Source organism: Paraburkholderia lebeckiae, from assembly GCF_050436325.1.
GTDB lineage: Bacteria > Pseudomonadota > Gammaproteobacteria > Burkholderiales > Burkholderiaceae > Paraburkholderia > Paraburkholderia tuberum.
Genome location: NZ_JBNDLZ010000003.1, coordinates 1,617,519 through 1,631,981, shown reverse-complemented (window position 1 = coordinate 1,631,981; position 14,463 = coordinate 1,617,519). Strand labels below are relative to the sequence as shown.

At 63.7% G+C, this 14,463-nt stretch carries 15 protein-coding genes; 4 read left to right on the top strand and 11 right to left on the bottom strand.

Annotated elements, in window-relative coordinates; all coding sequences use genetic code 11:
* The first annotated feature begins 50 nt into the window (after positions 1–50).
* Positions 51–881, top strand: a complete 831-nt coding sequence (gene mutM / locus OKW44_RS25330) for a bifunctional DNA-formamidopyrimidine glycosylase/DNA-(apurinic or apyrimidinic site) lyase (RefSeq protein WP_026225588.1) — start codon at positions 51–53, stop codon at positions 879–881.
* A gap of 7 nt (positions 882–888) precedes the next feature.
* Positions 889–2,022: an A/G-specific adenine glycosylase gene (gene mutY, locus OKW44_RS25325; protein ID WP_018419350.1), complete on the top strand. Its 1,134-nt coding sequence runs from the start codon at positions 889–891 to the stop codon at positions 2,020–2,022.
* 68 nt (positions 2,023–2,090) lie between these two features.
* Here the strand turns inward: mutY and OKW44_RS25320 are convergent, their stop codons facing one another.
* From OKW44_RS25320 to kdsD, 11 genes are all read right to left on the bottom strand, one after another.
* Positions 2,091–2,726 (bottom strand): LON peptidase substrate-binding domain-containing protein, encoded by a 636-nt coding sequence (locus OKW44_RS25320; RefSeq protein ID WP_026225589.1) that lies wholly within the window; start codon positions 2,724–2,726, stop codon positions 2,091–2,093.
* A 39-nt stretch (positions 2,727–2,765) separates the two neighbouring features.
* Positions 2,766–3,659: an RNase adapter RapZ gene (rapZ, locus tag OKW44_RS25315; RefSeq protein ID WP_026225590.1), complete on the bottom strand. Its 894-nt coding sequence runs from the start codon at positions 3,657–3,659 to the stop codon at positions 2,766–2,768.
* Between the two features lie 98 nt (positions 3,660–3,757).
* Positions 3,758–4,726 carry an HPr(Ser) kinase/phosphatase gene (hprK, locus tag OKW44_RS25310; protein WP_008921706.1) on the bottom strand — a complete coding sequence of 323 codons (969 nt, stop codon included), beginning with the start codon at positions 4,724–4,726 and terminating at the stop codon, positions 3,758–3,760.
* 80 nt (positions 4,727–4,806) lie between these two features.
* Positions 4,807–5,322, bottom strand: a complete 516-nt coding sequence (locus tag OKW44_RS25305; RefSeq protein WP_084754016.1) for a PTS sugar transporter subunit IIA — start codon at positions 5,320–5,322, stop codon at positions 4,807–4,809.
* A gap of 342 nt (positions 5,323–5,664) precedes the next feature.
* Positions 5,665–6,021: a ribosome hibernation-promoting factor, HPF/YfiA family gene (hpf, locus tag OKW44_RS25300; RefSeq protein ID WP_008921708.1), complete on the bottom strand. Its 357-nt coding sequence runs from the start codon at positions 6,019–6,021 to the stop codon at positions 5,665–5,667.
* A 169-nt stretch (positions 6,022–6,190) separates the two neighbouring features.
* Positions 6,191–7,708 carry an RNA polymerase factor sigma-54 gene (locus tag OKW44_RS25295; RefSeq protein WP_018419354.1) on the bottom strand — a complete coding sequence of 506 codons (1,518 nt, stop codon included), beginning with the start codon at positions 7,706–7,708 and terminating at the stop codon, positions 6,191–6,193.
* A 195-nt stretch (positions 7,709–7,903) separates the two neighbouring features.
* Positions 7,904–8,680: an LPS export ABC transporter ATP-binding protein gene (lptB, locus tag OKW44_RS25290; RefSeq protein WP_085952330.1), complete on the bottom strand. Its 777-nt coding sequence runs from the start codon at positions 8,678–8,680 to the stop codon at positions 7,904–7,906.
* A 17-nt stretch (positions 8,681–8,697) separates the two neighbouring features.
* Positions 8,698–9,369, bottom strand: coding sequence for a lipopolysaccharide transport periplasmic protein LptA (gene lptA, locus OKW44_RS25285; RefSeq protein ID WP_018419356.1), 672 nt, complete (start codon positions 9,367–9,369; stop codon positions 8,698–8,700).
* Between the two features lie 39 nt (positions 9,370–9,408).
* Positions 9,409–9,996 (bottom strand): LPS export ABC transporter periplasmic protein LptC, encoded by a 588-nt coding sequence (lptC, locus tag OKW44_RS25280; RefSeq protein WP_018419357.1) that lies wholly within the window; start codon positions 9,994–9,996, stop codon positions 9,409–9,411.
* Positions 9,993–10,553 carry a KdsC family phosphatase gene (locus tag OKW44_RS25275; protein ID WP_026225592.1) on the bottom strand — a complete coding sequence of 187 codons (561 nt, stop codon included), beginning with the start codon at positions 10,551–10,553 and terminating at the stop codon, positions 9,993–9,995. The genes lptC and OKW44_RS25275 overlap by 4 nt, the downstream gene beginning before the upstream one ends.
* On the bottom strand, positions 10,553–11,536 hold the full coding sequence (kdsD, locus tag OKW44_RS25270) for an arabinose 5-phosphate isomerase KdsD (RefSeq protein ID WP_018419359.1): 984 nt from the start codon (positions 11,534–11,536) through the stop codon (positions 10,553–10,555). Before kdsD ends, OKW44_RS25275 begins: the two co-directional genes overlap by 1 nt.
* 206 nt (positions 11,537–11,742) lie before the next feature.
* Between kdsD and OKW44_RS25265 the strand changes: the two genes are divergently transcribed.
* Together OKW44_RS25265 and OKW44_RS25260 are read left to right on the top strand one after the other, a co-directional pair.
* On the top strand, positions 11,743–13,740 hold the full coding sequence (locus OKW44_RS25265; protein WP_026225593.1) for a monovalent cation:proton antiporter family protein: 1,998 nt from the start codon (positions 11,743–11,745) through the stop codon (positions 13,738–13,740).
* Positions 13,741–13,821: 81 nt separating this feature from the next.
* Complete coding sequence (locus OKW44_RS25260) at positions 13,822–14,388, top strand: adenine phosphoribosyltransferase (protein ID WP_018419361.1); 567 nt, start codon at positions 13,822–13,824, stop codon at positions 14,386–14,388.
* The last annotated feature ends 75 nt before the right edge of the window (positions 14,389–14,463 follow it).

Here is a 14,463-nt window from a genome sequence, read left to right as displayed (position 1 = left end):
TCGCTACAATACGCGCACAACCACTCACGCAAGTAGCAGACCAATCAGCCATGCCAGAGTTGCCAGAAGTCGAGGTTACCCGACGGGGGATCGAACCGTATGTGTCCGGGCGCAAGGTTGAGCGCGTCGACGTGCGGACGGCCGCGCTACGCTGGCCAATTCCGGCCGACCTTGCGAAAACCTTGCGTGGCCACGTGGTGCACAAAGTCGAGCGACGCGGCAAGTATTTGCTGTTCGAAATCGACGCAGGGTGGTTCATCGTGCACCTCGGCATGACGGGCACGTTGCGCGTTCTGCGTCATGTGCCGCATCCGCCGGCCGCGGCGAAGCACGATCATGTCGACTGGATCTTCGACGACTTTATCCTGCGCTATCGTGATCCGCGCCGCTTCGGCGCGGTGCTGTGGCATCCGCGCGAAGCAGGCGACATCCTCGAACATCCGCTGCTCGCGAGCCTTGGCGTCGAGCCTTTCTCGCCGGCTTTTTCGGGCGCGCTGATGCATCGGTCGACGCGCGGGCGCAAGGTGTCGGTGAAGCAGGCGTTGCTGGCGGGGGACATCGTGGTCGGCGTGGGCAATATCTACGCGTCGGAGAGTCTGTTTCGCGCGGGCATCCGGCCGACCACCGCGGCGGGCCGCGTGTCGCTGGTGCGTTATGAACTGCTGGCCGATGCCGTGCGCGTGACGCTCGCCGCCGCGATCGACAAGGGCGGCAGCACGCTGCGCGATTTCGTCGGCAGCGACGGCGAAAGCGGCTATTTTCAGCTCGACTACTTCGTCTATGATCGCGCGGGCCTGCCATGCCGCGTGTGTGGAACGCCAATCAAACAGATCGTGCAGGGACAACGCTCCACGTACTTCTGTCCCACTTGCCAGCGCTAGATTCTCGATGCCTTCCCGCCTGACCCCAACGACCGGCGCGCACTTCAGCGCGTCCTACACCACGCCCGCGTTTGCGCCGATGCCCGAGTTTTCCGCGCGGCTGATCGCGTGGCAGCGCCAGCACGGCCGCCACGATCTGCCGTGGCAGAACACGCGCGATCCGTATCGCATCTGGCTGTCCGAAATCATGCTGCAGCAGACCCAGGTGTCGACGGTGATTCCGTACTACGCGAAATTTCTCGCGCGTTTCCCGGATGTCGCCGCGCTCGCCGCCGCGCCGTCCGATGACGTGATGGCGCTGTGGGCCGGCCTCGGCTACTACACGCGCGCGCGCAATCTGCATCGCTGCGCGCAGGTCGTCGTCGAGCAGCATGGTGGCACGTTTCCCGCGTCGGTCGATGAGCTCGCCGAGTTGCCCGGCATTGGCCGCTCGACGGCCGCGGCGATCGCGTCGTTCGCGTTCGGCGCGCGCGCGACGATTCTCGACGGCAACGTGAAGCGCGTGCTTGCGCGCGTATTCGGCGTCGAAGGCTTTCCGGGCGAGAAGAAAGTCGAGAATGCAATGTGGACGCTCGCGGAATCACTGCTGCCGTCGAATGCGTCGAACGCGGAGGTCAGCGGGTACACGCAGGGCTTGATGGATCTCGGCGCGACATTGTGCGTGCGCGGCAAACCCGATTGCACGCGCTGTCCGTTCGCGCCGGACTGCGTTGCCAACGTCACCGGACGTCAACGTGAATTGCCGACCGCGCGCCCGAAGAAAGCGGTGCCGACACGCCGTACGTGGATGCTGGTGCTGCGCGACGGCAATGCGGTGATGCTCGAACGGCGTCCGCCGTCGGGCATCTGGGGTGGGCTGTGGAGTCTGCCCGAAGCTGCCGACGAAGCATCGCTGGCCGAGCGGGCGCGCGCGTTCGGCGGCGACGGCGAAGTGTCCGCGCTCGCGTCGTTCTCGCACGTATTCACGCATTTCAAGCTCGATATCGAACCGCGGCTTGCGGAGTTTGATCGCGGTGTCGGCGCCCTGGCCGCGCTCAACGATGCGGACACCGCATGGGTTGCGCTCAGCGATCTGGATTCGTTCGGCGTGCCGGCGCCGGTGCGCAAGCTGCTCGCCAGTCTGCATGGTTCGTTGCTCTAGCGGAATGGATCGGAGGTGCTGAGCGAGCGACTTGAGTCCGGTGCGGCAGCCTTCACGACTTCAGGATTTCACAGCAACTGATGCTGTTGCATGTAGTGATGCACGACGTCGATGCGCGCGCCGGCATCGGTTAACTCCATCAGCTTTTGCCGCGCGCGCAACGCGATTGGCAGCACCTCGGCGAGACGGTTCGACACCCACGACGGATCGTCGAGCCGGAACGGCTCGGCGAACGGTAGGCTGTCCGGATCGCGTTCGCGGATCGTTGCGATGATCCGCTCGAGCACTTCCGCGCACGCGCCGAATTTGGCCAATAGCTCATTGCCCTCGAGCGGGAGATCATCGACGAGCGGCTCGGCCATGCCGACCAGCAGACCGCTCGCTTCGACGCGATGCGATAACAGACGAAAGCGCTTCGTGCCGCGTGCGCGAATCAGCAGCATGCCGAATGCTTCGACGTCGCACTCGTCGATTTCGGCGAGACAGCCGATCGTTTCGGGTACCGAAGGTTCTTCCTCGCGCGCGACTTCGGCGCCGCTTTTCAGCATGCAAACGCCGAACGGTGTTTTTTCGCGCAGACAGTCGCGCGCCATGTCGAGGTAGCGCGCTTCGAAGATTTTGAGCGGCAGCAAGCCATCGGGAAATAGCACCGTATGCAGCGGAAACAGCGGCAAATCGGCGTACACAGTAGGCGTAGAGGACATGGCGCAACGCTTCGGGTTAAGGCCGCGCGATGCGGCCGGTTAAGCCACCAGCTTCGATGATTCGCCGACGTCGACCGGCGCATCGCGGTGCCGCACAATCACATTCGCCGATGTTGCGAGACGCGCGGCAAGCGTCTCCGCGATGAATACCGAGCGGTGCTGGCCGCCCGTGCAACCGATTGCGACGGTCAGGTAGCTGCGATTGTCGTCGCGGAAATGCGGTAGCCACTTGGACAGATACTTCTCGATGTCGTCGATCATCTCGTGGACGACCGGCTGCGCATCGAGAAAATCCATGACCGGTTTGTCGAGGCCGGTGAGCGGCCTCAATTCATGATCGTAGTAAGGGTTCGGCAGCGTGCGTACGTCGAATACGAAATCCGCGTCGAGCGGTACGCCACGCTTGAAGCCGAACGACTCGAACATCAGCACGAGCCCCGCGTCCTCCTGTTCGATGAAGCGCTTGACCCATGCGCGCAGCACGTTCGCGCGCAGATTGCTCGTGTCGATCTGATGGCCGAATTCGGCAAGTCCTGCGACCAGTTCGCGCTCGCGTTCGATCGCTTCAGCGAGCGACGTGAGCAGGCCAACGTCCGCGTCGTGTGCAGGCGAGCCGGACAGCGGATGGCGGCGACGCGTTTCGGAAAAGCGTTGAATTAGCGACTGCGTGCTCGCGCTCAGGAACAGCACGCGCACGTCGTGCGAGCGCTTGAGGTCGCGAATCATCGCGGGCATTTCGTCGAGCGACGAACCGGAGCGCGCGTCGATCGCGACCGCGAGACGATCCTGGCCGTCCTCGGCGAGGTAGGTGGCGAGTTGCTGCAGGAAACGCGGCGGCAGATTATCGACGCAGTAATAACCCGCGTCTTCGAGCGCGTTCAGGGCAACGGATTTGCCGGAGCCGGAGATACCGGTGATCAGGATTATGCGCATGGAGTCGTCGAAAGCGTAGATTTCATCATAGCATCTGGCCTCCATGCGCGTGCCCGCGGCCTGCCTTCTGCGGGCGCTTCATGGCGCTGTGGCGGGCTTCAGATCAGCTTGCCGGGAAACTGGCTATCGGGATCCTGCATGGCGAGACGTTGCCGATCCATGAAATCGCGCAGCGTGTCGATACCGCGCAGCTGCAGAATCGTGTTGCGCACGGCCGCTTCGACCAGCACCGCGAGGTTGCGGCCGGCGGCCACCTGGATCGTCACCTTGCTGATCGGTAGGCCGAGCACGTCGACGGTCTGGCTTTCCAGCGGCAGCCGCTGGAATTCGCCGTCGGGGCGGCGCACCAGTTGCACGATCAGCTTCAGTTTCATTTTTCGGCGCACCGCCGTTTCGCCGAAGATCGTCTTGATGTCGAGCAGACCGAGGCCGCGAACTTCGAGCAGGTTTTGCAGCAGCGGCGGACAGCGTCCTTCGACGAAGTCCGGGCCGAGGCGCACGAAGTCGACAGCGTCGTCGGCGACGAGACCGTGGCCGCGGCTGATCAGTTCGAGGCCGAGCTCGCTCTTGCCGAGGCCCGAGTCGCCGGTCAGCAACACGCCCATGCCGAGGATGTCGAGAAACACGCCGTGCAGCGTCGCGCGCGGCGCAAGAATGCGCGACATGTAAAGACGCAGACTATCGATCACCGCGGCCGCCGAGGTCGGCGTCGTGAATAGCGGCGTCGACGAGCGCGTGCAGCGCAGCACCAGCTCCGGCGGCGCCGCGACTCCGCCCGCGACGACGAGAAACGGCGGCTCCAGCGCGATCAACTCGGCCATGTGGCGCGAGCGGTCTTCGTCGGTCTGACGTTTGTAGTAGTCGATTTCAGCGTCGCCGAGCACCTGGATCCGGTTGGGGTGGATCAGGTTCAGGTGGCCGACGAGGTCGGCGCTCGACGTGGCATTGGCGACCGATTCCGAAGAAAAGCCGCGCTCCCAGCCTTCATGCCCCGTGAGCCAGCTGAGCTTCAGCATGGCGGCGTTGTCGTCGAAAATGCTCTGGGCGTTGATGCTGGACGTATCCATGAGTCAGTGACTCCAGTGTGAGCCGCTTGCCGGGCCTTACCTGCGTGTGTGTGCGTGCATGAACTACCGCCGCCGTTGCATCAAGGTTGCCACTGAGTAAGCAGGCGATGCAACGACTCGCGTTCTTCTTCAGTGTGCAGCCGCTCGCGGGCGTCGCGATCGGACAGCAATTGCGCAATCTCGGAAAGAATTTCGAGGTGCTGCTGAGTGGCCTGTTCGGGGACGAGCAGGAAGATCAGCAGCGAGACCGGCTGGCCGTCCGGCGCTTCGAAGGGGATGGGTTCGGCGAGTCTGACGAATGCGGCGAGCGGCTGCTTGAGGCCCTTGATCCGCCCATGCGGAATCGCGACGCCTTCGCCGAGCCCGGTCGAGCCGAGTCGTTCTCGCGCAAAAAGATTGTCTGTGACGGTACTGCGGGCGATGCCGTTCTGATTCTCGAAGATCAGGCCCGCTTGCTCGAACACGCGTTTCTTGCTGGTGACCGATAGTCCGATGACGACGTTCTCGAGGGGAAGAAATTTGGCTAAACGATTCATGTTGACAGGCGAAAACGTGGCCTGAGTTCTCCCCACCGGGGCGGTTGAGTGACGTTCCATTCGTTCGATGCTGGCGAAGACGGACGGTCAGAGTCGATCGCGAAAGCGTTAGATTTCGATCGGCCGTACTTCATCAGAGCTGGCTTGACCCCGATGGTAACCGGAACATTATAGAACAGGGTGACGGCCGATGGTGCGGCGCGCCATCTATGCGTATCAGGTTTTTCAGCGCTTGCGCTGCGGCACATGTCGCGCTGCGCAAACGTCTGCGGGAATGGTTGGGGTCGGCCTCGGCGAGACGCACCGGTGGTGAGCGGGGAACCGGGCCCTGAAGCGAAAAACCGCCCGGTCGCGGGCGGCTCGACGAGTTCAAGGGAAATGAGGAATTCCCTCTAATTTCTCCTATTGCGGCGGCACGTCCAGTTGCGGCGCCGGCTGATACTTGATCGCTTCGTGCTGATGGCCTTGCAGACGATCCTTGTGGCGTATCACCTGCCTGTCGAGCTTGTCGATCATCAGATCGATCGCAGCGTACAAATCACTGTCACAACTCTCGACGAAGATATCCTTACCCTTTAGATGGAGGTTGATTTCCACCTTTTGACGCTTTTCCTTTTCCTTATGGTTGTCGACCGAGAGGACCACACTGCCGTCGATGACCTGATCAAAATGTCTTAGCACCCTGTCCAGTTTGGTGATCACGTATTCGCGCAACGCAGGCGTTACTTCGAGGTGGTGTCCACTGATCTTGAGATTCATAGTGCTTCTCCAAGCTAATGGCCGCTTGGTCCGCACAATGACAAAGGTCCGGTCGATCTGACGGCTTGCCTGTGTCGCCCCCCGGTGACGGACATCTGGCAGGTCGCAGCGGCCGGCCTGTCCGCCAGGTGCGGAGCGGCCGGAAATGCCCGCTGCAAAACGCGGCGGGCTACAGAGACTTGCGCAGGTTGACTGCCGGGATTTTGAGCGCCTCACGGTATTTCGCAACGGTGCGCCGTGCGACCACGAAGCCCTGTTCCGCCAGCAGTTCGGCTATGCGACTGTCTGAAAGTGGCGATTTCGGGTTTTCCGCTCCTATCAGTTGTTTGATCAGCGCGCGAATGGCCGTGGAGGAGGCCGCGCCGCCGGTGTCCGTCGAAACGTGTGAGCCGAAAAAGTACTTGAATTCCAGCGTCCCGAATGGGGTCAGCATGTATTTACCGGTTGTCACACGCGAGACAGTCGACTCGTGTAGGCCCAGCGTATCAGCTATTTCCCGCAAAACCAAGGGGCGCATGGCAATTTCGCCGTGCACAAAAAAGCTCTTTTGACGCTCGACAATTGCCTGTGCAACTCGCAGGATCGTCTCGAAACGCTGTTGGATATTTTTGATCAGCCAGCGTGCTTCCTGCAGTTGCTGGCGCAACGAACCGCTCCCCGGATCGCCGCGGTTATTGCGCAGAATATTCGCGTACAGATGGTTAATCCGCAGCTTTGGCACTACCTCGGGATTCAGCTCCACCTGCCAGCCCTGTGCCGTTTTGCGCACCATGATGTCGGGCACCACGTAGTCCGCCTCGGCCTTGCCGTAGGCCGCGCCCGGAAATGGTTCGAGCGAGCGGATCAGCACATGCGCGTCGCGCAGATCGTCGTCGCTGGCCTTAAGGTGCTTGCGCAGCCGCGTGAAGTCGCGCGCGGCGAGCAACTCCAGGTAGTGGCCGACAATGTCTAGCGCAAGCGTGCGCGTGGGCGATGGCTCGAGCCGCAGCAACTGCAGCTTCAGACACTCGGACGCGGAGCGCGCGCCGACACCAGATGGGTCGAAGCTATGCAGCAGCGCAAGCGCGGCGTTCAGCTCGTCGACGTCGACTTCGAGTTCTTCGGGCAGGTCGGCCAGCACTTCTTCGAGCGTGGCGGCGAGATAGCCGTCGTCGTCCAGCGATTCGATCAGGAACGTGATGAGCGCGCGGTCGCGCTGGCTCGCCTGGGTCACACGTAGTTGCGCCATCAGGTGGTCGCGCAGCGACGTGCTCGATTCGTGGATTTGCAGCGGGGGCAGGTCGTCGTCGTCCGACGCGTTGCCGGAGCGGCCGTAGTCGTCCAGGTTCCACTGCGAGGTATCGCCGCCGCCGTCGCCCGAAAGACCATTGTATTCGTCGACACCCTGCGGCTCGCCGCTTTCGGCTCGCTCGCCGCTGCCCTCGGACGATGCCGAACCGTTGCCGGCCATCGGATCGGCCGGCGCCAAGGAGCCCGGTGTCTGGGCGATCACGGAACCGTCGGCTGCCACCCGCAACGGGCTCGCGATCCACTCGTCTTCGTTTTCGAGGAGAGGATTCTGCGAGATCGCCATGGCGACTTCCTGCTGCAGTTCGAGCGTCGACAACTGAAGCAGCCGGATGGACTGTTGCAGTTGCGGCGTCAGCGCAAGATGCTGCGATAGGCGGAGTTGGAGGCTGGCTTTCATGGCAAGTTGAGTTTCATTGTAGAGAGTTTGCCACGACCGCGATACCTTGCGGCACTCGCAATTTTTGGGTACACCCAATTTGGCGCGCCGCGCGGCGCCACCCTGCGCCGCCAGACAACGAATGTGCAGGTGCCGCAAAAAAATGGCGCCGCGGCCGGCCGCGCGCGCTTGCGTGGCCGGGGACGCCGTGTGTGCTTACATGCGAAAGTGCTCGCCCAGATAGACGCGCCGCACGCTTTCGTTTTCGATGATGTCGCTAGGCGCGCCGGCGGCCAGCACGCTGCCGTCGCTGATGATGTATGCGTGATCGCAGATACCTAGCGTTTCGCGCACGTTGTGGTCGGTAATCAGGACGCCGATATTGCGCTGCTTCAAGAACTTGACGATTTTCTGGATTTCCAGCACCGCGATCGGGTCGACGCCGGCGAACGGTTCGTCGAGCAGAATGAAGCTCGGATTGGTTGCCAGCGCGCGCGCAATTTCAACCCGACGACGCTCGCCGCCCGACAGCGACAGCGCCGGATTTTCACGCAGATGCGCGATCTGAAGCTCGTCGAGCAGCGCTTCGGCGCGTGACGTGATCACGTCTTTGCCGAGGCGCTTGCCGTTTTCGTCGTGCTGCAATTCCAGCACCGCGCGAATATTCTGCTCGACGCTCAACTTACGGAACACCGACGCTTCCTGCGGCAGATATGACAGGCCGAGCGATGCGCGTTTGTGAATGGGCAGCAGGCTGATCGACTTGCCGTCCAGATCGATTTCGCCGGCGTCGAGCGGCACGAGGCCGACGATCATGTAGAACGACGTGGTCTTGCCGGCGCCGTTCGGGCCGAGCAGGCCGACCACTTCGCCGCTCTTCACGTCGAGCGACACGTCCTTGACGACCGTGCGCGAGCCATAGCGCTTCTTCAGATTGCGCACGACCAGCGAACTGCTGGTGCCGGCCGGCTTCCGATGGGGGAGGGGCGCGATGGTGCTGCTCATGGTGCTCACTGGTTCGGCGCTCCCTGGATCGAGTTGGACGGTGTGAGCGTGGCCGACGCGCCGGTCAGCGGCGCGGCGCCGGCGTTGCGCGGCGACAGCATCGCGCGCACGCGACCGGTCGGGTTGCCCGGACCTGCGACGTCCTTGCCTGCCTTCGCGGTATAGAAGTCGTTCTGGCCGTCGTAGGTGATCACGCTGCCGTGCACCTGGTCGAGCAGCGTCGTCATGCTCTGCAGGCGGCGCACCGTCGCGTTGGTGGTCAGCGTGGTCAGATCCTGCTTGCCGTCGTAGTCGATACGGACGGCCGTACCCTCGATGTATTCGTCGAGCCCTTCGCGCTTCTGGCGGAAATACGACAGATTGGCGCCGCTCGAGGTGCCGGTCGCGAACTGGTAGCCCTGCGGGTCTTGCGACACTTCGACGCGATCGGCCTTGATCAGGATCGTCCCTTTGGTGGCCACCACGTGGCCGGTGAAGATGCTGACCTGACGCAGGTCGTCGTAAGTCATGTTGTCCGCTTCGATGTTCAGCGGCTTGTCTTTGTCGGCGCGGTCCGCGTGCGCAAGCGGCGCGAAGCCGACGAGCGGCAGCGCGACGACGAGCGCAGCGAGTGCGGCGCGGCACGCGGACAACGCGCGCGAACGGCCGGTATCAAAACGGGGGTGCGATTCGTTCATGCAGTCACGCCTGGAATGGATTACCCGGTATGCGTTGGCTTAGTGGCCGGAATCGGACGCGGCGATTGCGCCTCTTACATTGCCGAACAGTTGCATAAACCGGGTGACATTGTTGTATTTCATGCCGCTGGCAGTCATCACGGACATGCCGCGCTGAAGTTTAACTGGCTTTTCAGTCTCGATCACATCGTCGTTGACGAGGACCCTGAAATGCTCGGAATCGGCCTGCATCTGCGGATCGCCGCCGCCGGGCGCGCGCAGGATGCGCGCGTTCTGGTACAGATTGACGATCGACGCATCCGCGTTGACCGTGCCCGTGTCGCCGGTCGCGGTGACGATCGGCTTGCCGGGCTGGAACGCACGCATCGCCGGCTTGACGAGGTCGCTCATTTCGTCGTCCTCGTAATGGACCAGCGACTGCGCGGTCAGCCGGTACTGCGTCGCTCCCGACTGGTCGAGCTCGGACACCGAAAAGTTGTCGGCGAAGTAGTCCGGCGTGTGTTCCTTCGGGCGCACCTCGTCGTCGGTCTTGCGCGGCAACGTGGCTTGCAGCAGCCACCATGTGATGCCGGCGAGCGCCGCCATCGCGATGAGCGGGATCAGCGAAGTCAGGCGAAACTGGTTCATCCCACGAGGCCCCGTTGCTCGCCGCTGCACGCCGCCGCGAGCAGTGCTTCATATTTGTGCTGGGCACGCAGCAGCGTGTCGCACACTTCGCGCGCCGCGCCGTAACCGCCGCGCGACTCGCTTACCCAGTGGGCGCGCGCGATCACTTCGGGATGCGAATTGGCCGGCGCGGCCGCGAAGCCGACGCGCAGCATCACCGCGAGATCGACCCAGTCGTCGCCCATGTAGCCGCAGTCCTCGGCGGTGAGGCCGGTTTGCCGCAGCAGGTCGGCGAACGCTTGTGGCTTGTCCTGCACGCCCTGGTAGACGTGCGCGATGTTCATTTCTTTCGCCCGCGCGGCCACGATGCCGGACTTGCGCCCGGTGATGAGCGCCGTTTCGATGCCGGCCTGGCGCAGCAGCTTCATGCCGTGGCCGTCCATCGAGTTGAAGCCTTTCATCGTGTCGCCTTCCGCCGTGAACAGCAGGCCGCCGTCGGTCAGTACGCCGTCGACGTCGAAAATCATCAGCTTCACGCGGCTTGCGCGTTCGGTAGCGGTAGGGGGAGCAACGGCCATCAGATCACCTTCTTCGAAAACAGGTCGTGCATGTTGAGCGCGCCGATCAGCTTGCCCGTTTCGTCGACGACCAGCATCTGATTGATACGATAGCGCTCCATCAGTTCCACGGCTTCGACCGCGAGATGATCCGGCCCGATCGTGCGCGGGCCCGCGGTCATCACCGAGGCGATCGGCAACTGGCGGAAATCGCCGTCGCGTTCGAGCACGCGGCGCAGGTCGCCATCGGTGAAGATTCCCGTTACACGGCCCTCGCGGTCGACGACGGAGGTCATGCCCATGCGCTTCGCGGTCAGTTGGAAGAGGGCATCGCTGACGGTTGCCTCGGGGGTGACCTGCGGCAACTGGTCGCCGGTGCGCATGACGTCGCGCACGTAGGTGAGCAGGCGTCGGCCGAGCGCGCCGCCCGGATGCGAGCGCGCGAAGTCGTCGCGGCCGAAGCCGCGCGCGTCGAGCACCGCGACCGCGAGCGCATCGCCGAGCGCGAGCGCGGCGGTGGTGCTGGCGGTGGGCGCGAGATTCATCGGGCAGGCTTCCTTCGCGACGCCGGAATTCAGATGCACGTCCGCGAGTTGCGCGAGGCTGGAACCCGGGCGGCCCGTCATTGCGATCAGCTTCGCGCCGATCCGCTTGATGAGCGGCAGGATCGCCATCAGCTCCTCGGTTTCGCCCGAATTGGACAGCGCGACAAATACGTCGTCGGCGGTGACCATGCCGAGGTCGCCGTGGCTTGCTTCCGCCGGATGCACGAAGAACGCGGGAGTGCCGGTGCTTGCCAGCGTGGCCGCGAGCTTGCGGGCCACGTGGCCGGATTTACCGATGCCGGAGACGACCACGCGTCCACGGCAACCCAGGATGAAATCGACCGCGCCGACGAAACTGCCGTCGAGCTGGTCGCGAAGCGCGCGCACGGCGTCCGCTTCGATGTCGAGTACGTCGCGAGCAAGCGTGAGTGCCCTGTCGCCATTGATTTTCGCTATCATTCGCGGAGTATAGCAAAGGCGCCTGTTCGCCGCGCCGGGCCTGCTGTGCCGAGCCGCTGTCTGCATCGGCCTGTCGACAATCCCTTTTTCAGCTGCTTTGCCGCCTTTTTGCAGCTTTTTTGCCGGCCCAATCAATCATGTCGCACGGCGTTCTCGTGCGCGGTTCCGCTGACGAACGAGGACGCTTCACCCATGCGTTTTTGCCGATGATTTCCCCGCTCGAAATGACGCTGTTTCTGCTGCTGGCATCGGTGGCGGGCGTGGTGATCTTTCGCTTCCTGAATCTGCCGCCGATGCTCGGCTACCTGACGGTCGGCATCGTCGTCGGGCCGCATGCGTTCGGGCTGATTCCCGATTCGGCGGGGGCGCAGAATCTCGCGGAATTCGGCGTCGTGTTCCTGATGTTCTCGATCGGGCTCGAGTTTTCGCTCGCCAAGCTGCGCACGATGCGCCGGCTCGTATTCGGACTCGGCTTGCTGCAGGTGATCGGCACGGTCGCGGTGGCCGTGTCGCTCGGCTTCCTGCTCGAGCGTTGGGTGCATATCACGTGGCAGGCGAGCGTCGCACTGGGCGGCGCGCTGGCGATGTCGTCGACGGCAATCGTCAGCAAGATGCTCGCGGAGCGGCTCGAAATCGAAACCGAGCACGGCCGCAATATCTTCGGCGTGCTGCTGTTTCAGGATCTCGCGGTGGTGCCGCTGTTGATCATCATTTCGGCGCTCGGCGGCCGCTCCGAGAATCTGGTCAGCGCGCTCGGCGTCGCGGCGATCAAGATCGTCGTGGCCCTCGCGCTACTGCTGATCGTCGGGCAGCGCTTCATGACGCGCTGGTTCAACGTGGTCGCGCGGCGCCGCTCGCAGGAGCTGTTCGTCCTCAATCTGCTGCTGGTGACGCTCGGCGCCGCGTTCATCACCGACAAATTCGGGCTGTCGCTCGCACTCGGCGCGTTCATCGCCGGCATGCTGATCGCCGAGACGCCGTATCGGCATCAGGTCGAAGAGGACATCAAGCCGTTTCGCGACGTGCTGCTCGGGCTCTTCTTCGTGACCACCGGCATGCTGCTCAATCCGCGCGTGATCTGGGAGCATCCGCTCGTCGTGCTGGCCTTTTTCCTCGGCCCGGTACTGCTGAAGATGGTCATGATTACCGGCCTTGCACGGCTGTTTGGCGCGACGCCGGGCGTCGCGATGCGCACTGGCATCGGTCTCGCGCAGGCGGGCGAGTTCGGCTTCGTGCTGCTGAACCTGATCCTCGACCGGCATCTCGTCGACGCGACGCTGTTGCAGGTGATTCTCGCCGCGATGCTGCTGTCGATGCTCGCCGCGCCGTTCATGATCCAGAACGCGGATCGTGTCGTGCTGCGGCTGTCGTCGACCGAATGGATGATGCAGTCGTTGCAGATGACCCGCATCGCCACGCAAAGCCTGAAGCAGAGCGGCCACGTAATCATCTGCGGCTATGGCCGCGCCGGGCAGAACCTCGCACGCATGCTCGAGCATGAAGGGCTCTCGTATGTCGCGCTCGACCTCGATCCCGACCGTGTCGCGGCGGCCGCGGCAGCCGGCGAATCGGTCGTGTTCGGCGACGCGGGGCGGCGCGAGTCGCTGCTGGCCGCCGGCCTGCATCGCGCGGCCGCGATCGCAATCACCTACGCGAACACACCGTCGGCACTGCGCGTGCTGCACAACATTCACGAGATGGAGCCGACGCTGCCGGTCATCGTGCGCACCGTCGACGATGCCGATCTGGAGAAACTGCTCGCCGCCGGCGCGACGGAGGTGATTCCGGAGATCGTCGAGGGCAGCCTGATGCTCGCGTCGCATACGCTCGTCGTGATGGGTGTGCCGATGCGGCGCGTGGTGCGGCGCGTCGAGGAGATGCGTGACGAACGCTATTCGCTGTTGCGCGGCTATTTCCACGGCGCCGACGATATCGACGACGACGACGGCCACGAGCAGGTGCGGCTACAATCGGTGCCGGTCGACGAGAGCGCCGACGCGGTGGGCCGTACGCTCGCCGAGGTGGGCCTGTACGAACTCGGTGTCGAAGTGACCGCGATCCGCCGGCACGGCATCCGCGGCGTCGAACCGGACCCGTCGACGAAACTGCGCGCGAGCGACATCGTGGTGCTGCGCGGTCTGCCCGAACAACTGGCGCAAGCCGAGGAGCGGCTGTCGAAGCATCGCCGCGCGGCCGCGGCCTGAACCCGTGAGCCGGGCCCGTTCTGCCGGGCGACCCTGATTCAAGCTTTTCACCGGACCTGTCGAGGTCCATCCGGAGACATCATGTCCAAGGCGCTCGCGAGCGCGCCGCTCGATGCGGCCGACTACATCAGAAGTCACATTCGCACGGTGCCCGACTGGCCGCAGCCGGGCGTGCAGTTCCGCGACATCACGCCGCTGCTGCGCGAGCCGAAGTCGCTGCGTGTGCTGATCGATCTGTTCGTGCAGCGCTATATCGACGCGAAGCTCGAGTACATTGCCGGGCTCGATGCGCGCGGCTTCATCATCGGGCCGATCGTCGCGCATGAGTTGAGCATTGGCTTCATCCCGATTCGCAAGGCGGGCAAGCTGCCGTACAAGCGGATCTCGCAATCGTATGAACTTGAATACGGTACCGCGACCGTCGAGATTCACGAGGATGCGTGCGAGCCGGGCGACCGCGTCGTGATCATCGACGATCTGATCGCGACCGGCGGCACGATGATGGCCGGCAAACTGCTGCTCGATCGGCTCGGCGCGGTCGTCGTGGAAGGCGCGGCGATCGTCGATCTGCCGGAGCTGGGCGGCTCGAAGCTGCTGGGCGAGGGCGGTCTTGCGCTCTATACCGTGACGAGTTTCGACGGTCATTGAACCGGGGTAGGTAGTCACGGCGCGTGCCGTGACGCGCGGTAGCGTTTCCCGCCGGACCAGCGGCTAAATTCGCAC